This window comes from Marinobacter sediminum (assembly GCF_016820575.1).
In the GTDB taxonomy this organism is placed as follows: Bacteria; Pseudomonadota; Gammaproteobacteria; order Pseudomonadales; family Oleiphilaceae; genus Marinobacter; species Marinobacter sediminum.
The window spans coordinates 1,064,795-1,089,778 of the sequence record NZ_JAEMQH010000001.1 but is presented as its reverse complement, the minus strand read 5'-3'; the positions used below and the strand labels follow the sequence as shown (position 1 = coordinate 1,089,778).

General features: G+C 57.7%; 11 protein-coding genes. 5 read left to right on the top strand and 6 right to left on the bottom strand.

Annotated features, from left to right (window positions below; all coding sequences use genetic code 11):
• Window positions 1-214 precede the first annotated feature (214 nt).
• Both FGO67_RS04780 and FGO67_RS04775 read left to right on the top strand, forming a co-directional pair.
• Window positions 215-1,450 carry a YjgN family protein gene (locus FGO67_RS04780; protein WP_203299548.1) on the top strand — a complete coding sequence of 412 codons (1,236 nt, stop codon included), beginning with the start codon at window positions 215-217 and terminating at the stop codon, window positions 1,448-1,450.
• The gene (locus FGO67_RS04775; RefSeq protein ID WP_203299547.1) at window positions 1,428-2,519 is read left to right on the top strand and encodes a M48 family metallopeptidase; all 1,092 of its coding nucleotides are present in this window, start codon (window positions 1,428-1,430) and stop codon (window positions 2,517-2,519) included. Before FGO67_RS04780 ends, FGO67_RS04775 begins: the two co-directional genes overlap by 23 nt.
• A gap of 86 nt (window positions 2,520-2,605) precedes the next feature.
• Here the strand turns inward: FGO67_RS04775 and FGO67_RS04770 are convergent, their stop codons facing one another.
• Window positions 2,606-4,198, bottom strand: a complete 1,593-nt coding sequence (locus FGO67_RS04770) for an isocitrate lyase (protein WP_203299546.1) — start codon at window positions 4,196-4,198, stop codon at window positions 2,606-2,608.
• 411 nt (window positions 4,199-4,609) lie between these two features.
• On the opposite strand from FGO67_RS04770, the gene FGO67_RS04765 reads away from it, so the two are divergent.
• Together FGO67_RS04765 and FGO67_RS04760 are read left to right on the top strand one after the other, a co-directional pair.
• Entirely contained in the window at window positions 4,610-5,257 is a 648-nt protein-coding gene (locus FGO67_RS04765; protein WP_238942165.1) for a transglutaminase-like cysteine peptidase, read from the top strand.
• Window positions 5,244-7,157 (top strand): bifunctional diguanylate cyclase/phosphodiesterase, encoded by a 1,914-nt coding sequence (locus tag FGO67_RS04760; RefSeq protein WP_203299545.1) that lies wholly within the window; start codon window positions 5,244-5,246, stop codon window positions 7,155-7,157. Before FGO67_RS04765 ends, FGO67_RS04760 begins: the two co-directional genes overlap by 14 nt.
• Here the strand turns inward: FGO67_RS04760 and FGO67_RS04755 are convergent.
• Genes FGO67_RS04755 through FGO67_RS04735 form a run of 5 tightly spaced genes read right to left on the bottom strand, consistent with a single transcriptional unit; the run spans window position 7,154 to window position 13,581 of the window.
• Entirely contained in the window at window positions 7,154-7,492 is a 339-nt protein-coding gene (locus FGO67_RS04755; RefSeq protein ID WP_203299544.1) for a hypothetical protein, read from the bottom strand. The genes FGO67_RS04760 and FGO67_RS04755 overlap by 4 nt on opposite strands.
• Window positions 7,473-8,123, bottom strand: coding sequence for a helix-turn-helix transcriptional regulator (locus FGO67_RS04750; RefSeq protein WP_238942164.1), 651 nt, complete (start codon window positions 8,121-8,123; stop codon window positions 7,473-7,475). Before FGO67_RS04750 ends, FGO67_RS04755 begins: the two co-directional genes overlap by 20 nt.
• Window positions 8,120-9,547, bottom strand: coding sequence for an HlyD family type I secretion periplasmic adaptor subunit (locus tag FGO67_RS04745; RefSeq protein ID WP_203299543.1), 1,428 nt, complete (start codon window positions 9,545-9,547; stop codon window positions 8,120-8,122). The genes FGO67_RS04750 and FGO67_RS04745 overlap by 4 nt, the downstream gene beginning before the upstream one ends.
• Complete coding sequence (locus FGO67_RS04740) at window positions 9,544-11,679, bottom strand: type I secretion system permease/ATPase (protein WP_203299542.1); 2,136 nt, start codon at window positions 11,677-11,679, stop codon at window positions 9,544-9,546. The genes FGO67_RS04745 and FGO67_RS04740 overlap by 4 nt, the downstream gene beginning before the upstream one ends.
• Window positions 11,680-11,700: 21 nt before the next feature.
• Window positions 11,701-13,581 carry a TolC family outer membrane protein gene (locus FGO67_RS04735; RefSeq protein WP_203299541.1) on the bottom strand — a complete coding sequence of 627 codons (1,881 nt, stop codon included), beginning with the start codon at window positions 13,579-13,581 and terminating at the stop codon, window positions 11,701-11,703.
• 301 nt (window positions 13,582-13,882) lie between these two features.
• Here FGO67_RS04735 and FGO67_RS04730 point away from each other — a divergent pair, with 301 nt between their 5' ends.
• Complete coding sequence (locus FGO67_RS04730) at window positions 13,883-24,949, top strand: Ig-like domain-containing protein (RefSeq protein WP_203299540.1); 11,067 nt, start codon at window positions 13,883-13,885, stop codon at window positions 24,947-24,949.
• Window positions 24,950-24,984: the final 35 nt, after the last annotated feature.

The window sequence follows — 24,984 nt, the reverse complement described above, 5'->3', positions numbered from 1 at the left end:
CGTTAATACAGAGACATAGGCGGAATCAAAAGTGTTAAAAATTAAACGGTATGGCTAACCCACCTCACTCACAAACCAACACATAAAATGCAAGAATGCTCACATACCTAGAATGAATTTCTGGTAATGTCGCTTAGGTTACTGTTCTTGAAAGCACGAAAGCACCGCCAGGACCGCGGTCCTGTCACTTAGGACGGAATCATAAGGAATTGATATGTCGAATGAGCTTTATCAAGTTGTGTACAACGGCCAGATTCTCCCTGGCTTTGACGACGCCCAGGTAAAGGCCAACCTTCAAGATTTGTTTAAGGCGACACACGAACGAATCGAACGCCTGTTATCATCGGCATCCGCCATTAAATCCAATCTCAGCTATGACGACGCGCAGATATATCTAAAGAAGCTGACGGAGGCCGGTGCTGATGTCCGCATCCGAGTTCAAGAAGCACCCATTGAGCAAGCACAGGACCTGCGACTTGCCTCTATTGAGTTCACCGGTCGTGGTGGTGAATATTTCGGTATCTGGATTGTTAACATTCTTCTGACCATCGTCACCCTGGGCATCTACTCGGCCTGGGCAACGGTCCGTAACAACCAGTACTTCTATGGCAACACCCGCCTGGACGACTCCAGCTTCCAGTACCTGGCCAATCCCATCACCATCCTGAAAGGCCGTTTGATCGCGCTTGCCGTCCTGGTTGCCTATGTTGCGCTGGCAAACCTCTACATCGAGGCTGCCGTGGTTTTTGGTGTAGCGTTTATATTCGTTACGCCCTGGATCATGACCCGCTCACTGCGCTTCACCGCAATTAACAGTGCTTACCGCAACATTCGCTTCGATTTCCAGGGCAAGTATGGTGAGGCCTTCATGGTGGCCTTCGTGTGGCCGATCCTGAATCTGCTGTGCCTGACACTGCTGACCCCGCTGGTGCTGAAAAAAACCCATGCCTTCATTGCCAACGGCAGCCGCTACGGAACCACGCCGTTCGAGCTGACGGCCTCCACCAAAGTGTATTACCTGCTCTTTGGCAAGGCGCTGCTGATGATTGCTGGGTTCGCCGTCGCCGCCTTCCTCGCCTCCCGGGCCGAAATGCCGGCACTGGCGGCCGTGATTGCAGGCGTCGGCTACCTGACCCTGTTCGGTTTCTTCATGGCAGGTATCGCCAACCTGTTCCTCAATTCCACCCAGCTGGCCGATCACAGCTTTGAATCCGAGCTTAAGCCGGCGCAAATGGTGTGGATCTACTTGAGCAACAGCCTGCTTGTTGTTCTCACCCTGGGCCTGTTCACCCCCTGGGCCAAGGTACGCATGGCTCGCTACCGGGCAAGCTGCACCTCCATGGTGATTTCCGGTGACCTGAACCATTTCGTTGCGGCCGAGCAGACTCGAACCAGCGCACTGGGGCAGGAACTGGGAGACGCCTTCGATGTCGAATTCGCCGCAGTCTGAACTGGTCATTGAGGGACAGTTCTACTCTGGCGACAGCTCCTTCCGGGAGGAAGCACTATTGCGTTCTGCCGGAGGCGCGCTGGTTCTGGCCACCCCATCTGGCCAACAAACAGTGAGCTGGCAAGACCTGAACATTTCCCCCCGGGTGGGCAACACGCCCCGCTACCTCCACCTGCCCAACGATGCCGTGTTCGAAACCCGCGACAACGACCTTGTCGATCAACTTGCGCGGCGCTCTTCCAGCGGGCGCGTAACCCGCCTGGTGCACCGCCTGGAAAACAACCTCGGCCTGATTTTGCTGGCTGCGGTTGCAACGGTAGCGGTCACTGTCTTCGCGTTTGTTTACGGTGTGCCCTGGACTGCCAAGGTAATCGCCTACGCGGTACCGGATGGCGTTGCCGAACAAGTGGGTGAAACCACCCTCGCCTCTCTGGACGATACCTGGCTTGAACCCTCGCAATTACCGCAACAACGACAGCAAGCGCTGCAAGAGCATTTTGCTCCGCTGCTGGCGCCAGTAGGCGGACAGAGTCTGAACGTTGTGTTTCGGGCCTCCCCCGCCATTGGCGCCAATGCTTTGGCATTACCAGACGGCACGCTGATTTTCACCGATGACCTGGTTGAGCTGGCGGAACACGATGACGAACTGACCGCGATCCTGGCGCACGAGATTGGCCATGTCGCCCACCGCCATGGCATACAGGGTATGGCTCAGTCGTCACTGACCTTCTGGTTGATTGTGATGATGACCGGCGATTTGTCGGCGTTCTCAGATTCTACCGTGGTAGTCCCAGCGGTGTTGATGAGCCTGTCCTATTCGCGAGAGATGGAACGACAGGCCGATGAATATGCCTTGGCAATGATGCAAAAAAACGGTCTCGACCCAGCCCATTTCGCCACGATCATGACCCGGCTGAGCCACACCGACAAACCAGTCAGCACCGGTTCCAGCCGTACGGAAGAAGACGCACCAAGCCGCTGGGATAGCCTTGGGGATCTACTCTCCAGCCACCCTGCCACTGAGGAGCGCATTGAGCGCTTTCGGGATGCAAGCCCCAGCCAGCCTTAACGGCAGACACAAAAAAGCCCCGCACTTGGCGGGGCTTTTCTGGATAACTCCCGGATAACTCCGGGAGCGACAACCGAACCGATCGATTAACCGAACTGGTTCATGGTGTTGTCTTTACCACCGGCCTTCAGGGCCGCATCACCAGCGAAGAATTCCTTGTGGTCGTCACCGATGTTAGAACCAGCCATGTCCTGGTGCTTAACGGTAGCGATACCCTGACGGATTTCCTTGCGCTGTACGCCGGCAACGTAAGCCAGCATGCCTTCATCACCGAAGTAGCCCTTGGCCAGGTTGTCCGTAGACAGGGCCGCAGTGTGGTAAGTCGGCAGCGTGATCAGGTGGTGGAAGATACCCGCTTCACGTGAACCATCACGCTGGAAGTTACGGCACCATTCGTCAGCCAGCTGACCCAGCTCGGTGTTGTCGTACTCTTCGCTCATCAGCTTGGCACGGTCGTAAGCAGAAACGTCCTTGCCTTCTTCCTGCCACGCGTCGAATACCTGCTGACGGAAGTTCAGAGTCCAGTTGAAGGACGGGCTGTTGTTGTAAACCAGCTTGGCGTCGGGCACCACTTCCTTGATGCGGTTAACCATGGCTGCGATCTGGCCAACGTGCGGCTTCTCGGTTTCGATCCACAGCAGGTCAGCGCCGTTCTGCAGGCTGGTGATGCAGTCGAGGACAACACGGTCTTCGCCAGTACCCGGCTTGAACTGGAACAGGCCAGATGCCAGACGCTTAGGACGAACCAGCTGGCCGTTCTGCTTGATTACAACGTCGCCGTTGTTGATGTCTTCAGCCTTTTCGATCACTTCGCCATCGATGAAGCTGTTGTACTGGTCGCCCAGATCGCCCGGCTCTTCAGTTACGGCGATTTTCTGAGTCAGGCCAGCGCCCAGGGAGTCAGTACGGGCAACGATAACACCGTCGTCCACACCCAGTTCCAGGAACGCCAGACGTACAGCGTTGATCTTGGACAGGAAGTCAGCGTGCGGCACGGTTACCTTGCCATCCTGGTGACCACACTGCTTCTCGTCAGAAACCTGGTTTTCGATCTGGATGCAGCAAGCACCGGCTTCGATCATCTGCTTGGCCAGCAGGTAAGTTGCTTCGGCGTTACCGAAACCGGCGTCGATGTCGGCAATGATCGGTACAACGTGAGTTTCGTGGTTGTCGATCTGCTTGATCAGTTCTTCGGCCTTGGCGTTGTCACCGGCATTTTCGGCTTCTTCCAGGGCACGGAACAGGTGGTTCAGTTCCCAGGCATCAGCCTGACGCAGGAAGGTGTACAGCTCTTCGATCAGGCCAGAAACAGCAGTTTTCTCGTGCATGGACTGGTCAGGCAGCGGACCAAACTCTGAACGCAGAGCGGCAACCATCCAGCCAGACAGGTACAGGTAACGACGCTTGGTGGAACCGAAGTGCTTCTTGATGGACAGCATCTTCTGCTGGCCAATGAAGCCGTGCCAGCAGCCCAGGGACTGGGTGTACTGAGCCGTATCGTTGTCGTAGTTGGCCATGTCTTCGCGCATGATCTTGGCGGTATACTTGGCGATGTCCAGGCCAGTCTTGAATTTGTTCTGAGCACGCATACGGGCGGCGTGCTTCGGGTTGATGGCATTCCAGGTCGGATGCTGCTTCAACAGGGAGGTAATCTGGTCAACGTCTTGTGCGTAGGGCATGATCTCAATCCTTTCTACGTTGGTTTTCTTAGTCGGTGCGGAACCACTTAAAGCGAATTCCGAAGTCAGCATTCACGGCTCTTTCCGGAGCGTTGTGCTGACGTTGAAGACCACTTTAGTGCCTCTGATTTTATAATTGAAATTTATATAATCTATATTCAGCATTTTTTTGGTGAATGACCAGAATCCCTGAAAAATATGAGCGTCATTTACACATACTCAACTGACATAAGGTGTTTTTTCGCCCAGACTGCAGACTTCGGGACCGCCACCCTCCGTGTCGCGTCCAGCCAGCTATCAGATTAAGGAAGTAAGTGAGCGTCGATGGGGGTCGTTAACCGTGATCCGGGCATTTTCAGGGCGATGCGAGCCGTTTTCGTTCTGATCACGGTCGTTTGCAGCCTATTGATCTTGCCCACCCGTTCCTCAGAGCAACCTGTCGGAGCGACCATCGATTTCTCCCAAAGCCGCAGTCAGTGGCTTCGGTACGGTTACGATTCCGAGAGCCAAGTCCTCGATCAATGGCAGTCGTTGCTGGAACGAATCGAGCTTCTGCCAACCGACGAAAAGCTTCGCCAGGTGAACAAGTTTGTTCACGAAGCCCTGAATTACCGACTGGACAGTGATCTGTGGAATCGTGAAGATTACTGGGCCTCGCCCCTGGAAACGCTCGCTCACGGCATGGGCGACTGCGAAGATTTTGTTATTATTCAATATATTAGCCTTCTAAGTGCCGGGATAACAGACGATCAACTTCGGTTGATCTATGTGCGTGCTCGTATTGGTGGGCCCGCAAGCCCCATCACCAGACCCCACATGGTGCTGGGCTATTACCCCACACCTGGCGCAGAACCCGTTCTACTGGATAGCCTGATGGAAGATATTCTGCCGGCGAGAGAGCGAACCGACCTGACGCCGGTATTCAGTTTTAACAGCAGTGAGCTCTGGGCGGGAGGTGCAGGCGCATCCGCAGGCAGCTCCACCGCTCGCCTGTCACCCTGGCGGGACGTCCTTAATCGAATGCGTAGCGAAGGAGTAAGCTTTAATGTCTCTCGTTAAACAGTTGTGGCTGGCTACCACCATCCTGATTGTAACGGCCTTTGCAGCCAGTCTTGCCGCCAGTCTGGTCTCGGCTCAGGCTTACTATCAGGAACAGCTGGCGCTGAAGAACATTGATAGTGCGAACTCCCTTGCCATTACCCTTTCACATACCGAAAAAGAGCAGGCGCTGATTCGCTCCTTTCTCGATGCCCAGTTTGCCACCGGCCACTACCAGCGCATTCGCCTGGAGTTCGGCAATGGCAAGTCGGTTGATTTGCGGAGTGAGGCCACGGATCTGAGCGCTCCGGCCTGGTTCCGGTCGCTCTTCCCGCTCAGAGTACCCGCGGGCGTAGCGACCGTGTCTGATGGCTGGGTCAATTACGGGACGGTCTCCGTGGAAAGCGCCACCAGCTATGCCGCCAACTCACTGTGGGTGACCGCCCAGCGCTTGTTCATGTGGCTGACGCTGGTCGCCCTGTGCGCAGGCTTGGCTGGCAGCTGGCTTGTGCGCCGAATCAGTCACCCCCTGAAAGATGTGGTGCAGCAAGCCGAGGCTATTGGCGAGAAACGCTTTATCGTCTCCGCGGAACCCAGAACCACCGAATTCCGACGGGTAGTTCGGGCCATGAACAAGTTGTCCCGCCGCGTCGAGAACATGCTGGAGAGCGAGGCCAAAGCATTGGCGGAGATGCGCGAAAAAGCCCTGCACGATCCGGTCACCGGCGTTGCCAACCGGGAGTTCTTTGCCAGTCGACTTGATGCGTTGCTAGACGATCACGACAGCGATGCCCGGCACACCCTTATTCTGGCGCGAGTGCCCGAGCTTGCGAACCTGAACGCCATGCTTGGCCATGAGCAGGTCAATGCCGAGCTCCGCCGATTCTGTTCGCAGGTGTCAGATATTTTTGCAGCCAGCGAATACCATTTCACTGACTTCTTTATTGGGCGACTGAACGGCTCAGACTTTGGCCTTCTGCTGACCGAATTTCACGACACCCAGGCACTCAGCGACGTGCTTGTTACTGAAATTCAGGGCCCCGGCAGTCAGGAACCAGGCAAGGATCTACGGTTCTCAGCCAGCGTTTTCCAGCCAGGCACCAGCCGAGCTGAGGTAATGATGCGGGCCGATCACCTACTAGCCCAGGCCGAACAGGCACAAGAACCTCTCGTCATTGGTGAAGATAGCCAGGAGGACATTCCCTTCCGCAATGCATCGGAATGGCGCGCCGCCATTCAGTCCGCGCTCGACAAGGACGATTTGGACGAGGTGCTGCACCCGCTGGTCGGCCGAGACGGCACTCCGCTGCATCAGGAAGCCAAGATTCGCCTGAAACTCAACGGCGATTGGCGGGCGGCCGGTTACTTCCTCCCCTGGAGCCGGCGCCTGGGCCTGCTTCCCACCGTCGATATCGCGATGATGAAGCACCTGAGTTCGATCGCCCCGCCCATTATCGGCAACCCAGTTCTGGTGCACGTCTCAACTGAAAGCCTACTTGATGAAGACGCGTGCGATCGCATGCTGAAGCTGATCGAAGATCGTCCGGCAGAATCGCACCCGCTCCGGCTCGAACTTCCGGAATCAGCACTGAGCATTGGCGACTTGCACCTGGGCTCTTTCATTCACGAATCGCAACAGCGTGGATGCCAGGTCGGTATTGGTGGTGTCGGCCATAACCTGGAGCGCATTTCCAAAGTTCATGAACTTGGGCTGGACTACATCAAGACGGATCCGGTGTATGCCCAGCGTCTGGAATCCGACCATACCGCGCAGCAATACATGCAGCGACTCACAGCGTTGGCGCATTCCATTGGACTAGAGGTCTACCTGGCTGGGGCAACATCCGAGGCCTGCATTGAAGCAGCTTGGGAGGCGGGATTTGATGGAGTAACTGGCCCCGGGGTGTCCCGGGCGCGTTAATCGAAGTCAAACAGGTCGTCGCCCGCATCATCAATGAGGTTCAGGTGATCATCCTGGCCTCGCATGGACTTGCGAGCCATCAGTTTTTGCTGGGCCTCGGGGGGCAGGTCCGTAAATCGGATGACCCCCTTCATAGCCAGCAAGTCGACCAGATCTTCGATAACCCGAATCAACGAAGAATCAGACTCCCGAAACCGCTGATCTGCCGGGAAGCCGGCACCCGCAGCCAGAAATGCCTGCAGCTCTGCATCGTCGGCCGGCACACTCGCGAACCCATCCAAGGGTTCTTCACTAACGGCAACGACGTCGCCCTGATCATTTCGCCTGACGTACATCATCGCTCCCATCTTTTGTCCGTTGCCCATTGACCAGCAGCATCAACTGCATGCGATCACGCACACCCAGTTTCCTGAACACTGAGCCCATATGCTCCTTGATGGTTCTTTCGGTAATGCCGAGCTCGTCGGCTATTTGTCTGTTGGAGATGCCTTTTGACGCTCTAAGAGCCACTTCCCGCTCCCTGGCCGTAAGCATGCTCAAGTCTGCCTCTTCGGGTGGCGCAGGCGCCTTGCTCAAGGCGCTGGACATTAACTGCAGCAATGATCCGAGCAAATCCTCGGGAAACCATAGTCCACCGGAGCGCAGGCTTTCTGCAACTTGCTGAAAGACCTGACGGTTTGCCAAAGCAGGCACATACGCCCGAGCGCCGCAGGCCAGGGCCCGATTCATCTCGCCACTCTCCGGCTCACGGGTGAGCACCGCTACGCGGCTGCCGGCACCGGACCAACTCTGCGCCAGGCTTTGCCAATCAGGCACATCAGTGCAAAGCCAAAGCAGACTACCTTCAAAGGGCGAAGGCAACTGCTCGCCACTCTCGAGCAAGTGCGTGTCCGGCAGCACCCGCTGCCAATGCTCCAGCGGCCTGAAACTTTGTGCATAAACAAGAAAGGAATGGCCCACGGTCATCGCTCACTCAACGCTTGGGAGGTTGCCCGGACAACCGGTTTAAGAAGGTATTCAAGCACCGTTTTCTCCCCAGTTAGGATATCCACCTGAGCCGTCATCCCCGGGATGATCGCGAGCTTTTCTGAAAACCCCTGGGCTTCCGTACGGAGCCTGGTCAGGTAATAGGTATTGTCGTTCTCATCCGTGATGGTATCGGCACTGATGTGCTCTACCTTCGCCTTCAGGCCGCCAAATACCGCGAAGTCGTAAGCGGTGAATTTAACGATGGCATCCTGGCCCTTGCGAATAAACGCGATGTCCTTAGGCGATACTCGCGCCTCCACCAACAGTTCATCGTTAAGAGGTACGATTTCCACCACGTCCTGACCCGGCGACACAACACCGCCCACGGTCTGCACGAACAGCCGCTGAACCGTGCCATCCACCGGCGCCACGATCTGGGTTTTACTGACCCGGTCACGCAGGCCAGCCATCATCTCGCGAGTCGCGGCCAGTTCACTCACCGCCTCTGACAACTGCTCTCGCCAGCGGTTGGTCATCACCAAACGGGTCTCGCGAATTTTTGATTCCGCCTCGGCAATCGCGGAACGGGCCCGGGAAATGGCCGCCTCGGCCTGGCTAACCTCACCCCGGGCGTTGGAGATCTCGCGTTCCAACTTGATCAGATCCACCTCGGAAACCGCCCCGGAAGCCAATAATGGCTTCTTCAACTCTAGTTCACGGGAGGCCAGGCTGAGCACTTCCCTATACTGGCGACGGGCCGACTGGGCTTCTCTCAGGTCAGCCTGCCGCTGCTCGAGCTGCTGCTGATAGATAATTTTTTGTTCGGCCAGCTCATTTCGGCTGTTCTCGAACAGCGACTTTTGAACCTCAACCAGGCGAGGTGCCCGCTCCTTGAAATCGGAAGGAAAGGTAATGTCGGTCCCCTCGACCAACGCACTCAGCCGGAAAGTATCGGCCTGTAGCGACAGCTCTCTCGACCGCTGCTCGGCAACATCCGAATCGAAGCGAGTCGATTCAATGCTCACCAGCAGCTGCCCCTTCTTGACCAGTTCACCCTCTTCCACCGACAGCGTTTCCACAACGCCCCCGTCCAGCGACTGGACGACCTGTAATTGGCTGGAAGGGATCACCTTGCCATCGCCACGGGCGACTTCATCTATCGGCGCCAGGCCAGCCCACACCAGAAGCGCGACAAATGCCAGGAAGGCCATCCACAGTAACGCGCGGGCACGGACCGGATCTTGCTGCACCCTGGCCCATTCGCCATCAAGCTCCCACCCACGTTTGTCCGGCACCTCGAGCCAGCGACCCAGCAGTCTGTCAAGCCACCGCTCCGTGCGCCGGCCTGCTCGATCGGAGCCACGACCAATGCCGTGGAAGCCTTTTTCGGCCAGGGACGACTTATCGCGCTCGTCGCTCATGACGCCCCCCGAATTTTGCCCTGACGCAGCGCTTCAATGACCGTTTCCTTCGCGCCATCGGCAACGACCCGTCCGCCATCCAGAACCACAATTCGGTTAGCCAACTCCAGCAATGAGGTGCGGTGAGTGACCATGACCACCGTTTTGCCCTCTGCGGCTCGAGTAAGCTGGCGCTTGAAATTCTCTTCACTGGAGTGGTCCAGCGATCCGCTGGGTTCGTCGAGGAGCAGGATCGGTGGATCGCCCACCATCGCCCGGGCGATAGCCACGGCCTGGCGCTGCCCCCCGGACAAACGTTGGCCGCGCTCGCCTATCTGGAGATCGAAACCCTCGGGATGTGCATTTACGTAGGCGTTGAGACCACTGAGTTCGGCCACCCGAAGCAACTCTTCGTCTGATACTGGCCGGGACAGCAGAATATTTTCCCGAAGGCTGCCATAGAACAACTCAACGTCCTGCGGAACGTAGCCAATGTTCCGGCGCAGCTCGGCGGGATCCAGCTGGCGCAAATCCACGTTATCCACACTGACTGTGCCCGACGACGGGTAGTACAGGCCCAGCAACAAGCGCTGGAGCGTGCTCTTGCCCGAGCCATTTTTACCGAGAATGGCAACCCGCTCGCCGGCGTTAAATTTGAGGGACACCCCCTTTAACGCCTGTTGGCCGGATTCGGGGTATTCGAACTGAACATCGCGGAATTCAACCTTGCCATTCAACACCGGACGGGAGACCCAGCTCTTGCCGGGTGTCCGCTCCTGTGGCAACGCCATGATTTCATCCAGTGTGCGCAGTGCTGTCGCGGCCTGATGATATTGCCCCAGGAGGCCAGCCGCCTGACTGACCGGAGCCATGGCCCGAGAGGAAAGCAGGTAAGCGGCGATCAAACCGCCTTGAGACAGCTCCCCTTCTATAATGAGGTAGACCCCAAGAACAATGATGGCAACAGACACAATGTGCTGCGTCCATTGGGCTCCGTTTTGAATACTCGCCGCAATGAACTTCAGCCGCGCACTGATGTTACTGATGTATAGCGACGTACGTTCGTAAGTTGCCTGAATCCGGCTTTCAACACCGAAACTTTTGACAGACTCCAGATTCGAAAGACCCTCGACGAGCGTTGCGTTTCGCTGGGAACCCGCGGACATCGTTTCGTCCGACAACTCCCTGAGTTTGCGCTGGGCGATGGAGGCATAAATGATGAGACCGATCGCGCCCACGATCACCGGTATGCCAAGTGGCCAACTGATCAGCATAATGACCAACAGGAACAGCAGCACAAACGGCAGGTCCACAAGCCCCACCACCGTCATTGAACTTACGAAAGAACGAATAGATTCAAAGGACTGGACGTTGGCAGCAAAGGCGCCGGCCGACTGAGGACGGTGGGCAAGACTGAGTCCCAGAACCCGCTCCATAATGGAGGCGGACAGCTTGGCATCTGACCGACTGGCCGCGAGATCGATAAACCAGCCTCGCATCAATCGGAGCATGAGATCCGCAGACAGGGCAATCAGCACACCAATCGCCAATACCCAGAGGGTGTGGGTAGCGTGATTTGGCACCACCCGATCGTAGACGTTCATCACGAACAGCGGCATAGCAACCGCAAAGATGTTGATCATCAGAGCGGCAATGCAAATATCACGGTAGAGTTTTCGATTTTCGGCGATGACGCCCCAGAACCAGTGGCCTTTACGGTCGGTGTGAGTGCGCGTGGCTCTCTTGTCGAACTGAAATTTGGGACGGCAATACAGCACGGTGCCGGCGTACTGCTCCGATAACGCAGCGAGCGACGTTTGGGTTTCTGATTCCGGTAATTGTGGGTAGATCAGAGAGGCTGTGCCCTGCTCGGCATCCAGGGCATGCAGGACGCAGGCCCGATCGCCATCCAACAAAATAATCGCTGGCAGGAGCGCCGGGTTGATAGCGTCAAGCCGTTGTTTTTCAATCTGGCTGGCGAAACCTAGGCGCTGCGCGGCCCGACCAAAAGTAGAGGGCGTAAGTTTGCCCTCCTCCAAGGGCAGCCCAAACGAAATGCTCTCGGCAGAAGCCTGCTGGCCATGAAATCTGCACACAACTTGCAGGCAGGTCAGCAGGCTATCGGCTTCATACACTTGTTCGGATTTGCCCACGTATCACTCTTTTAATCCTGATTAGTTCTGCACCCCGTTGTTAACGGAACCCGGAGCAATGATCTGGATGACGGCCCGGCGATTAGCGTTTACGGCCGCCTCAGCATTAGCTGTGAAGCGAGGCTGATAGAAGCCCTGCCCTTGCACAGTGATCCTGTCTCGGCCAATACCATAGGTGCTTTCCAGGCGTTCCGCTACCGCCTCGGCGCGCCGAACGGACAGTTCCTGGTTATACGCAGGCGCTCCCGATTTAGAGGCATGCCCTACAATGACTACCGAAGAGCCCGGCGTCTGATTCAACACCTGAGCCACACTCGCCAGAGACGCTGTGCTGTCGGCTTCAATGCGAGATGAATCATTGGCGAACTCAATCACCGAAGTCTTTATTACCTTGGGCGGACTTTCAAGCGCACACCCTCGCGCATTCACCCGGACACCCTGAGGGGTATTGGAACATTCATCCCGGTAATTCCGAACACCGTCGCCATCGACATCCTGCAACAGGTCAAGCGAGCCATTGAGCTCTATCGCAGGGCATACGCCATCCGTAATCGTCAGCGGCTCAGCCCCCAGCTCTTCGAGTGTCGGCAGCCCGTCACGAACCAGGCCCAGCGATGACACCAGATGTCCCATACCAGCCTGGACCCGGGCCACTGCGAGTTTCCGGTCGTAGATGGCATTTACATAGGCACGGCTGGCATCAAAGTATTCGTTCTCCGCATCCAGAACATCCAGCAGAGTGCGCTCACCGATATCGAATTGGTCCTTGTAGGCTGTGCGGACACGAGCAGACGACAAACGATGGTTATTCAGGATGGGGATCTGACCTTCCAGGTTACCGACATTATTATAGGCAATCTGCAGCTCCTGACGGATATCAACACAAGCTTTGTCCCGCAGGTCTTTAGCGACATTCACCCGCTCAAACGCACTGCGTACCTGGGCCCTATCTGAGCCACCGCGGTACAGGTTCATGCTGAGCTCCAGACCAACTCTGCCGTCGGTTTCCGAATTGTCGAAGCCGAACGTGTCGTAGGAGCGGTGACCGTAACTGGCAACCAGATCCAGCCTCGGGTGATACCCGGACCGATTCTCCTCCACGTTAGCCTCAGCGGCTTCGATATCACGGTGTGCAGCGCGGAACTCCGGGTTGCCCTCATAGGCGATTTTCAGCGCCTCGGTCACTGACATGGGAACCAGCTCAGAACCCAGCTCCACTTCTTCCAGGCCGGAAGGCGGTGTCACGCCGATAACCCTCAAATAACGAGCCTTTACGTCATGAAGATTACTGGCCACCACTACCAAGTTGGATTCGGCCAGTGACAGTCGGCCACTGATTTGCTCAAGGTCTGCCGCCCGGGCGACACCTGCCGCAGCACTCTGGCTGACCTGGTCATACACCTCCTGGTGGGCATCCAGATTGTTCTGGGCCAACTCCAGCAATTCACGCTGCCGCTGAACATCCAGGTATGCTCGCAGGGCCTCCAGCGAAGTATCTTCAATCGCACCTAGCAGCTGGTAGTAGCTGACCAGCTGCTCTTCTTCCAAGCGATCAACAGAGCTGCTGGTCTGGAAGCCGTCGTAAAGCATCTGGGTTACAGAAATCTGCCCGTCGTAACCGTCGAACTCATCAACCGGCCCATAGTTTCGATGCTCCAGACCGTATCGGGCATTGGCGTCCACGGATGGAAGGTAGCCGCCAAACGCGCTGTCGGTATCATGACCGGACTCCAAGAACTGGTGCCAACTGGCCCGCACTTCCGGGTTGGTCTCAATGGCCCGGCTAACGGCATTAACCAGGTCTGTATTGGTGTTGGCTTGGGCCGCCAACGGCGCCGCCAGCGACAGGGCAGTAAAAGCAACGGCAGACCCTGCGTGGATTACATTTTTAATAATTGACAAATCGACTCTCCCATTCGTTCGAGCTCACTACTGTCTAAATAACGCTTCCCTTACGCAGACATGCCCTCAAAAGATGCACTCTATCTAAACACTAAAGGAACGTGCCACCGACAAGTCGAATCATCGGCGAACTGGCACCGAACTCGCCGGATTTTACAAGCATTTACATTTCATGACGATAAACCGGCCCAACCTGTACTTCGGTACGGTATGCAACTATCTGCCCGGACTATAACGTAGGCTAAGTCTAAAAAGTTCAAAAAACTTTCTGTTAGTTAATTTTTGTCATAAGAGGCATGCCATGAGCACAACCGTCGCAGTAGTTGCCAATATCTCCGGAGAAGCTTGGGCGGAAGCACCGGATGGAACCCGTCGCCCACTCGAAGCCGGCGATGCGCTCATGGCAGGCGAACGCCTTATAACAGCAGAGAATGCCCAGATTGTTCTGGACTTCGGCTACGGCGAGACCGTCGCGTTCGGCGGAGGTGTGACCATTCTGGCCAGCGCCGAGATGGCCAGTGACTTTGTCGCCAGCCAACAAGACACCGTCGTCGAAGATGACAGTGTAGCCGCGGCACTGGCCTCTATTGAAGAAGCCCTTGGCGGCGCCATAGAAGATGCCGAAGCGCCGGCAGCCGGTCTCGAAGGTGGCAGCGCTGGCGGCAGTAGCTCCGTGCGTCTCGCCCGGATTGTCGAAAACATCGATCCCGCCGGGCTGGATCTTGAATTTACGCCCTACTCCTTCAATGCCCAGGTTGCAGACAATGGACTCGAATCCGGCTTTTTCGCTGACGACAGCAACCAGCAGCCGGCGGTAACGGATGCCGGCTCAGAAAGCCCACGCAGCGCTATCTTTATCAACAGCGTTGAAGGTGGCTCGCTGCAATCCTCCTCCGTTCAAGTACAGGGTGGCAGTTCAGGCATGCCCGAGGGCACCCCGGTACTGGTGACCATCACCGACCAGGCCGGCAACACACTGACCCAGGAAGTGCTAACCGGACCAGACGGTTCTTTCACGGCAACCTTTGCTGACGTCTCAGGCCTGATTGATGGCCCGTTCTCGGCCCAAGCAACAGCAACGGATCCGAACGGTATTGAGTTATCTGATCTCGCCAACGGGACGCTTGATGCGATTGCTGGCGATCTGACCGTGGCTGTGGATGCCATCAACAATGCCCTGCAAACCATCAACCTTTTCGGCACCAGCAGCGACGTGGCGCCCGGCGACACCGTTAATCTTGCCATTACAGACGCCGCCGGCAATGTAGTTACCGCAAGCGCCGATGTTATCGAAGATGGCTCCTACAGCATTGACGGCATCAATATTTCCAGCCTTGTGGACGGCCCACTGAACGTAACGGCCAGCGCTACCGACCGCAATGGCAATAGCCTGTCCGACGAGGCGCCGGCTGGCACGGTACTGGATGCCACAGACGGAGCCCTGTCCGTAATCGTCGATTCCGTGGACAACACCAACCTCACGATTGATTTGTCTGGCACCACCACCGATGTGGCGCCGGGTGAAATCGTAAACGTGACTATCACTGATGCTGTCGGTAACACAGTGACCACCACCGGCACCGTAGCCGATGACGGCACCTTTGATATCGACGACATTTCACTGGTGAATGACGACGGCACGGTGCTGGTCGATGGCCCGCTGACGGTGAACGCTGGCACCGAAGACCGTAATGGCAACAGCCTCGACGAGAATGCACCAGCCGGAACCGTGCTGGACGCTGCAGGCAGTACCCTTACTGTCGTTGTTGATGAGGTCGACAACGACAGCCGCACCATCGATCTGTCAGGCAGCACCACCGACGTGGCGCCAGGCGAGACTGTGAACCTGACCATCACCGATGCGGCCGGTAACGTGGTCGAGACCACTGGCACCGTAGCCGACGACGGCAGCTTCGATGTTGATGACATTTCACTGATCACCGACGATGGCACGGCCCTGGTCGATGGCCCGCTGACCGTGAACGCTGGCACCGAAGACCGCAATGGTAATAGCCTCGCCGACGACGCGCCGGCTGGCACGGTACTGGATGCCACCAACAGCGTCCTGACCGTGGTGGTGGATGATGTCGATAACGCCAACCGCACCATCGATCTGTCTGGCTCCACCACCGATGTGGCATCAGGCGAGACTGTGAATCTGACAATCACCGATGCGGCCGGTAACGTGGTCGCGACCACCGGCATCGTGGCTGACGACGGTTCTTACGATGTTGATGGCATTGCCCTGACCACCGCTGATGGCGTTGACCTGGTCGATGGTCCACTGACCGTGAACGCGAGTTCAGAAGACCGCAATGGCAATGGCTTGGAAGGAAATGCTCCGGCTGGCACCGTTCTGGATGCGGTTGACGACGTGCCACTGATCTCCGGCGATACCACTGGCCTCATCACGGAAGACGCAGCCGATACCCTGGTCGCCAGTGGTGAACTCAATGCCATCGGTGGTGACGCCGGTGAAAACCTGTTCGCCGCTGAAACGCTTAACGGTGTTTATGGCAATCTGGTGGTTGGCGAAAACGGCGCCTGGACTTACAGCGCCGATAACAGCCAACCCGTGATTCAGGGCCTGGCCGCAGGCCAGACCCTGACCGAGACCTTCACCGTCACCAACGCCGATGGCGTAACCACGGTTCCGGTTACCATCACCATCGACGGCGCGAACGACGTTGCGGCCATCACCGTGACGCCGGCTGACATTGCCCCGGCGGTAACCGAAGACGATGCGGCCAATAACACCGCCACCGGTACCGTGAACGTGACCGATACCGATGCCGGCCAGAGCACCCTGGCGAACAGCACCGCCGAGTTCGGCACCGTGACCGTGGACGACCGCGGCAACTGGACCTACACGCTGGACAATGGTCTGGAGGCGGTTCAGGCGCTGGCTGAAGGCCAGACCCTCACCGACACCATCACCTTCACCAGTGAGGACGGCACCACCGTCACTCAGGACATCGTCATCAACGGTGCCAACGACGTTGCGGCCATCACCGTGACGCCCGCCGACATCGCACCGGCGGTGACCGAAGACGATGCGGCCAATAACACCGCCACCGGTACCGTGAACGTGAGCGACGCCGATGCCGGCCAGAGCACCCTGGCGAGCAGCACCGCTGAGTTCGGCACCGTGACCGTCAATGAAAACGGCACCTGGACCTACACGCTGGACAACAGCCTCGAGGCGGTACAAGCGCTGGCTGCCGGCCAGACCCTGACCGACACCATCACCTTCACCAGTGAGGACGGCACCACCGTCACTCAGGACGTCGTTATCAACGGCGCCAATGACGTTGCGGCCATCACCGTAACGCCGGCTGACATCGCCCCGGCGGTAACTGAAGACGATGCCGCTAACAACGTCGTGACCGGTACCGTCAACGTGACCGATGCTGATGCCGGCCAGAGCACCCTGGCCAGCAGCACCGCCGAGTTCGGCACCGTGACCGTCGATGACAACGGCAACTGGACCTACACCCTGGACAATGGTCTTGACGCGGTGCAGGCACTGGCTTCAGGCCAGACCATGACCGACACCATCACCTTCACCAGTGACGACGGCACCACCGTCACCCAGGACGTCGTTATCAACGGTGCCAACGACGCTGCGGCCATTACCGTGACGCCGGCTGACATTGCCCCGGCGGTAACCGAAGACGATGCGGCCAATAACACCGCCACCGGTACCGTGAACGTGACCGATACCGATGCCGGCCAGAGCACCCTGGCCAGCAGCACTGCCGAGTTCGGCACCGTGACCGTGGACGACCGCGGCAACTGGACCTACACGCTGGACAACAGCCTCGATGCGGTGCAGGCGCTGGCTGAAGGCCAGACGCTGACCGACACCATCACCTTCACCAGTAGCGACGGCACCACCGTCACTCAGGACATCGTCATCAACGGTGCCAACGACGCTGCGGCCATCACCGTGACGCCCGCAGACATTGCCCCGGCAGTGACCGAAGACGATGCCGCCAACAACACCGTCACCGGCACCGTGAACGTAACCGATGCCGATGCCGGCCAGAGCACCCTGGCCAGCAGCACCGCCGATTACGGCACTGTGACCGTTGATGACAACGGCACCTGGACCTACACGCTGGACAACAGCCTCGATGCGGTGCAGGCGCTGGCTGAAGGCCAGACGCTGACCGACACCATCACCTTCACCAGTAGCGACGGCACCACCGTCACTCAGGACATCGTCATCAACGGTGCCAACGACGCTGCGGCCATCACCGTGACGCCCGCAGACATTGCCCCGGCAGTGACCGAAGACGATGCCGCCAACAACACCGCCACCGGCACCGTCAACGTAACCGACGCAGATACTGGCCAAGCCACCCTGGCCAGCAGCACCGCCGATTACGGCACGGTGACCGTGGACGACAACGGCAATTGGACCTACACCCTGGACAATGGTCTCGAGGCGGTGCAGGCGCTGGCTGCCGGTCAGACCCTGACTGACACCATCACCTTCACCAGTAACGACGGCACCACCGTCACTCAGGACGTGGTCATCAACGGCGCCAATGACGCCGCGGCCATTACCGTGACACCCTCAGAGCTTGAGCCTGCGGTAACCGAAGACGATGCCGCCAACAACACCGCCACCGGCACCGTCAACGTGACCGACGCCGATGCCGGCCAGAGCACCCTGGCCAGCAGCACCGCCGAGTTCGGCACCGTGACCGTCGATGACAACGGCAACTGGACCTACACCCTGGACAATGGTCTTGACGCGGTGCAGGCACTGGCTTCAGGCCAGACCATGACCGACACCATCACCTTCACCAGTGCGGACGGCACCACCGTCACCCAGGACGTCGTTATCAACGGCGCCAATGACGCTGCGGCCATTACCGTAACGCCGGCTGACATTGCCCCGGCGGTGACCGAAGACGACGCGGCCAACAACACCGCCACCGGTACCGTCAACGTGACCGATGCTGATGCCGGCCAAAGCACCCTGGCCAGCAGCTCCGCCGAGTTCGGCACCGTGACCGTGGACGACCGCGGCACCTGGACCTACACGCTGGACAATGGTCTGGACGCGGTCCAAGCCCTGGCCGCCGGTGACACTCTGACCGACACCATCACCTTCACCAGTGACGACGGGACCACCGTCACCCAGGACGTCGTTATCAACGGCGCCAATGACGCTGCGGCCATTACCGTAACGCCAGCGGACATTGCCCCGGCGGTGACCGAAGACGACGCGGCCAACAACACCGCCACCGGTACCGTCAACGTGACCGATGCTGATGCCGGCCAAAGCACCCTGGCCAGCAGCTCCGCCGAGTTCGGCACCGTGACCGTGGACGACCGCGGCACCTGGACCTACACGCTGGACAATGGTCTGGACGCGGTCCAAGCCCTGGCCGCCGGTGACACTCTGACCGACACCATCACCTTCACCAGTGACGACGGGACCACCGTCACTCAGGACATCGTCATCAACGGTGCCAACGACGTTGCGGCCATTACCGTAACGCCAGCGGATATCGCACCTGCGGTGACCGAAGACGACGCGGCCAACAACACCGCCACCGGTACCGTCAACGTGACCGACGCCGATGCCGGCCAAAACACCCTGGCGAGCAGCACCGCTGAGTTCGGTACTGTGACCGTGGACAACGACGGCAACTGGACCTACACGCTGGATAACGGTCTTGACGCGGTCCAAGCCCTGGCCGCCGGTGACACTCTGACTGACACCATCACCTTCACCAGTAACGACGGCACCACCGTCACTCAGGACATCCTCATCAACGGCGCCGACGACTCAGCAGCGATCGTCGTGACGGCCACTGACACCACAGTGACCGAAGATGACGCGGCTAACAACACCGCGAACGGCACCGTGACCGTACTCGAAGCAGGTGCCGACCAAGGAACTCTAACGAGCAGCACTGCCAAGTTCGGCACCGTGACCGTAAACAACATCGGCAACTGGATCTACGAGCTGGATAACAGCGACGCAGCGGTGCAAGCACTGAAAGCTGGTGAGACGATGACCGACACCATCACCTTCACCAGTGATGACGGCACGACTAAAACCCAGACCATCACCATTACCGGCTCGAACGACGCACCGATCGCAAACAACGATCGTGTACTGACCACCGACGAAGACACGGTGCTGAGCAACATCAATGTGCTCGGTAACGACACCGACGTCGATGGCGACACCCTGTCCGTAACCGCCGCCAGTGCGGCCAACGGCACGGTCACCATCAACGACGATGGCACCCTGAATTACACGCCGAACACCAACTTCAACGGTGACGACAGCATCACCTACACCGTCAGTGACGGTAACGGTGGCACCGATACCGCAACTGTGGCGGTCACCGTCAATGCGGTGAACGATGCGCCGGTGGCGAACGAAGATGGTGTGTTCAGCACCGACGAAGACACCGCGTTGGCCAACATCAATGTGCTCGGTAACGACACCGACGTCGATGGCGATGATCTAACCGTCACCGCCGCCAGTGCGGCCAACGGCACGGTCACCATCAACGACGATGGCACCCTGAATTACACGCCGAACACCAACTTCAACGGTGACGACAGCATCACCTACACCGTCAGTGACGGTAACGGTGGCACCGATACCGCAACGGTGGCGGTCACCGTCAATGCGGTGAACGATGCGCCGGTGGCGAACGACGATGGTGTGTTCAGCACCGACGAAGACACCGCGTTGACCAACCTCAACGTCCTGGGCAATGACACCGACGTGGACGGCGATGATCTGACCGTCACTGCGGCGACCGCTGCCAACGGCACGGTCACCATCAACGATGACGGCACTCTGAATTACACGCCGAACGAGAACTTTGCCGGCAAGGACAGCATCACCTACACCGTCAATGACGGTAACGGCGGCGAAGACACCGCCACCGTGGCGGTCACCGTTAATTCGGTGAACGACGCACCGGTGGCGAACGACGACGGCGTGTTCAGCACCGACGAAGACACCGCGTTGACCAACATCAACGTGCTGGGTAACGACACCGACGTCGATGGCGATGATCTGACCGTCACTGCGGCGACTGCGGCCAACGGCACGGTCACCATCAACGACGATGGCACTCTGAATTACACGCCGAACGAGAACTTTGCCGGCAAGGACAGCATCACCTACACCGTCAATGACGGTAACGGCGGCACCGATACCGCAACTGTGGCGGTCACCGTTAATGCCGTGAACGACGCGCCGGTGGCGAACGACGACGGCGTGTTCACCACCGATGAAGACACCGCGTTGGCCAACCTCAATGTGCTCGGTAACGACACCGACGTCGATGGCGATGATCTAACCGTCACCGCCGCCAGTGCGGCCAACGGCACGGTCACCATCAACGACGATGGCACGCTCAACTACACTCCGAACGAGAACTATTCGGGTGACGACAGCATCACTTACACCGTCAGTGACGGTAACGGCGGCGAAGACACCGCGACGGTGGCGATCACCGTCAATGCCGTGAACGACGCGCCGGTGGCTAACGACGACGGTGTATTCACCACCGACGAAGACACCGCGTTGGCCAACATCAATGTGCTCGGTAACGACACCGACGTCGATGGCGACACCCTGTCCGTAACCGCCGCCAGTGCGGCCAACGGCACGGTCACCATCAACGACGATGGCACCCTGAATTACACGCCGAACACCAACTTCAACGGTGACGACAGCATCACCTACACCGTCAGTGACGGTAACGGTGGCACCGATACCGCAACTGTGGCGGTCACCGTCAATGCGGTGAACGATGCGCCGGTGGCGAACGACGATGGTGTGTTCAGCACCGACGAAGACACCGCGTTGACCAACCTCAACGTCCTGGGCAATGACACCGACGTGGACGGCGATGACCTGACTGTCACCGCGGCGACCGCTGCCAACGGCACGGTCACCATCAACGATGACGGCACTCTGAATTACACGCCGAACGAGAACTTTGCCGGCAAGGACAGCATCACCTACACCGTCAATGACGGTAACGGCGGCACCGATACCGCCACTGTGGCGGTCACCGTTAATGCCGTGAACGACGCGCCGGTGGCGAACGACGACGGCGTGTTCACCACCGATGAAGACACCGCGTTGACCAACATCAATGTGCTCGGTAACGACACCGACGTCGACGGCAACACCCTGACCGTTACCTCTGCCAGTGCGGCTAACGGCACGGTCACCATCAACGACGACGGCACGCTCAACTATGAGCCGAGCGCCAACTTCAACGGTGACGACAGCATCACTTACACTGTCAGTGACGGTAACGGCGGCGAAGACACCGCCACCGTGGTGGTCACCGTTAGTGCGGTGAACGACGCGCCGGTGGCGACCGACGATGGTGTGTTCACCACCGACGAAGACACCGCGTTGACCAACATCAACGTGCTGGGCAATGACACCGACGTGGACGGCGATACCCTGACCGTCACCGCCGCCAGCGCCACCAATGGCACCGTCACCATCAACGCCGATGGCACCCTCAACTACACGCCGAACGCCAACTTCAACGGTGATGACAGCATCACCTACACCGTCAATGACGGTAACGGCGGCGAAGACACCGCCACCGTGGCGATCACCGTTAATGCGGTGAACGACGCACCGGTGGCGAACGACGATGGTGTGTTCACGACCGACGAAGACACCGCGTTGACCAACATCAACGTGCTGGGCAATGACACCGACGTGGACGGCGATACCCTGACCGTCACCGCCGCCAGTGCCACCAATGGCACCGTCACCATCAACGACGACGGCACGCTCAACTACACCCCGAACGAAAACTATTCGGGTGACGACAGCATCAGCTACACCGTCAGTGACGGTAACGGCGGCGAAGACACCGCGACGGTGGCAATCACCGTTAATGCGGTGAACGACGCACCAGAAGCAACAGATGACACATACACCGTTAACACTATTTCCGGCCTGTTTGGCGAATACTTTGCCTACAACCAAGGTTCGGACCAAGACGGCCAGAACTTAGAAAACCTCTCCATAGTTGAAGCCTTTATTGCTTCAAATACTGCAGACGCAACCTTCATTGGCTCCCAAATTGATTATGGGACCATCACGAACGATTTAGGTGGCAACGAAAAACTCCAAGAATTCCTTGGCAATGACTCGGACTCACTGTCCAACGACCCCGAGAACAGTTCTGACGCCATCATTCGAATGACCGGGGAACTGGATCTTGCTCCTGGAACCTACCAGTTCAAAGTGACCGCGGACGATGGCTATAGCATCCGCGTGAACGGTGAAGTGGTTGCTGAGTTCAAAAACAAGCAGAGCACGAACACTCAAGAAGGCAAGGAATTTGAGCTTACTGGTGACGGGCCACACTCTGTAGAGATCATCTATTGGGACCAAGGTGGGGCCGCCCGCCTCGAAGTATCTCTTCGCCCGAAAAATGGTGAATGGGAGATCTTTGGTTCGCAACAGGCCTCCTATTTGGTTACGAACGACACGCTTACAGTTGACGAAAACCAGGCACTCGTTATTAACAGCGAAACATTGCTGAAAAACGATTCAGATCCCGATGGCGATGACCTGGTGATTCAAGGCGTCCAGAATGCCTCCAACGGCACCGTTACATTGGATAACTCTGGAAACGTTGTGTTCACGCCCGCCCCGTACTTCAGTGGCGAGGCTTCATTTAGCTACACCGTCAGTGACGGACAAGGCGGCACCGACACTGCGACCGTTACCGTGAACGTACGTCCGGTCGCCAATGCACCAGAGCTTTCTGTGTCCGACATAACTGCAGTTCAGTCAGGTGCTACTGTGATCTCCACGGGTAGTAAAGACCTCCCGGTTGATCCTACCGCCTTTGACCTCGGCAGTGGCACATCTCGAGCAGATCTTGAACAGGAGCTGGGTGTTGAGTCGGGTTACCTGAATCAATTTGATCCAGATGTAATGGTTGATGACGGAAACGGCGGACAAGAGCCCTTCGACGAAGGTAACGTCCGTGTGATTGACGGCAAGATTTCGTCCTCTACCCAGACTCTCACTGAAGGAATGGATATCTCTTGGGATTACACCTTCATCAATGGGGAGGAACTGAAGAGCGAGGTCGAAAGAGGGTTCAATGACTTGGTCGTCTTGGTTGTGACCAAACCGGACGGTCAAAAAGAGTCAATCCTCGTAGACTCATCGGAGCAGAAGTTCCCAGCTCAGATTTCAGACGGAACGTTTAGCTATAGCGCAGCTGAAACTGGCACTTACCAGTTCCAGTGGCTCGTTCTCAATGGCGGAGATCCGTACAAGGATTCGTCGCTTACGCTAAGCGCACCGACTGTTGAAGCGACAGACCTAGACGGAAGCTATGGCACGCCGATAGCTCTGGATATCAACGCAGCACTGACGGATCAGGATGGATCCGAAAGGCTTGAAATCGTGATTTCGAATGTGCCCGAAGGCGCAGCGTTGAACGCGGGCAATAAAAACTCCAGCGGCGACTGGGTACTTTCAGCGGCAGAGTTGAATAACCTTCAACTGCTTCCACAGGCAGGGTTTAGTGGTGATATCGACCTGACCGTGACTGCAACCTCAACTGAAATGGCTACGGGTGAACGTCAGTCGGTTTCCGAAACCTTCACAGTTAATGTGGAGCAGTCCGGTGATCAACCCTTTGCTGACCAATACGATAATAGCCAACAAGTCACTGAAGAAGGACAGGACCTCGACGGTACGTCGGGTAATGACTTCCTTGTAGGAGGCTCCGGTGATAACCAGCTCAAAGGAGAGAGTGGTAATGACTTCCTCGTCGGCGCTGGTGGCAAAGATAAGCTTGAAGGCGGATCCGGTAATGACCTCCTAAATGGCGGAACCGGCAACGACGAGATTTATGGCGAAGACGGTAACGACTACCTGATCGGGTCCTGGGGTCACGATAAGCTCGAAGGCGGATCCGGCAATGATGTTCTCGTTGGAGGGATAGGCAACGATGAACTCAAAGGCGGCCATGGAGCTGATGTCTTCGCATGGGAACTCGGCGACCAGTACACCAACGATAACGGCCTAGCCGAAGACGTTGTTAAAGACTTCGAGGTTAGCGAAGGCGACCAACTGGACCTGAGTGATCTACTGCAAGATGCTTCCACCAGCGATCTCAGCAGCTACCTGGTGGCCGAAAAGGAGGGCAACGACACGGTTCTTTATCTGAACAAGGACGGGGAGCTATCTGGCACGAAAGGTGAAGATAGCTACAACGCCCAACAGTCGATAACCCTGGATAAGGTTTCCATGGGCGACCAGACGTCGGACGAGTTCATCAAAAATCTGATGGACAGCGGACACATCAAGATCGAGTAAGAATCAGACGAACCGATACCCGGGGCAGCAATGCC

Bases quoted from the DNA above. Each gene is read 5' to 3' on its own strand.
- FGO67_RS04770 (WP_203299546.1), bottom strand. From the start codon at position 4,198: ATGCCCTACGCACAAGACGTTGACCAGATTACCTCCCTGTTGAAGCAG.
- FGO67_RS04780 (WP_203299548.1), top strand. From the start codon at position 215: ATGTCGAATGAGCTTTATCAAGTTGTGTACAACGGCCAGATTCTCCCT.
- FGO67_RS04745 (WP_203299543.1), bottom strand. From the start codon at position 9,547: ATGAGCGACGAGCGCGATAAGTCGTCCCTGGCCGAAAAAGGCTTCCAC.
- FGO67_RS04775 (WP_203299547.1), top strand. From the start codon at position 1,428: ATGTCGAATTCGCCGCAGTCTGAACTGGTCATTGAGGGACAGTTCTAC.
- FGO67_RS04730 (WP_203299540.1), top strand. From the start codon at position 13,883: ATGAGCACAACCGTCGCAGTAGTTGCCAATATCTCCGGAGAAGCTTGG.
- FGO67_RS04750 (WP_238942164.1), bottom strand. From the start codon at position 8,123: ATGACCGTGGGCCATTCCTTTCTTGTTTATGCACAAAGTTTCAGGCCG.
- FGO67_RS04755 (WP_203299544.1), bottom strand. From the start codon at position 7,492: ATGTACGTCAGGCGAAATGATCAGGGCGACGTCGTTGCCGTTAGTGAA.
- FGO67_RS04760 (WP_203299545.1), top strand. From the start codon at position 5,244: ATGTCTCTCGTTAAACAGTTGTGGCTGGCTACCACCATCCTGATTGTA.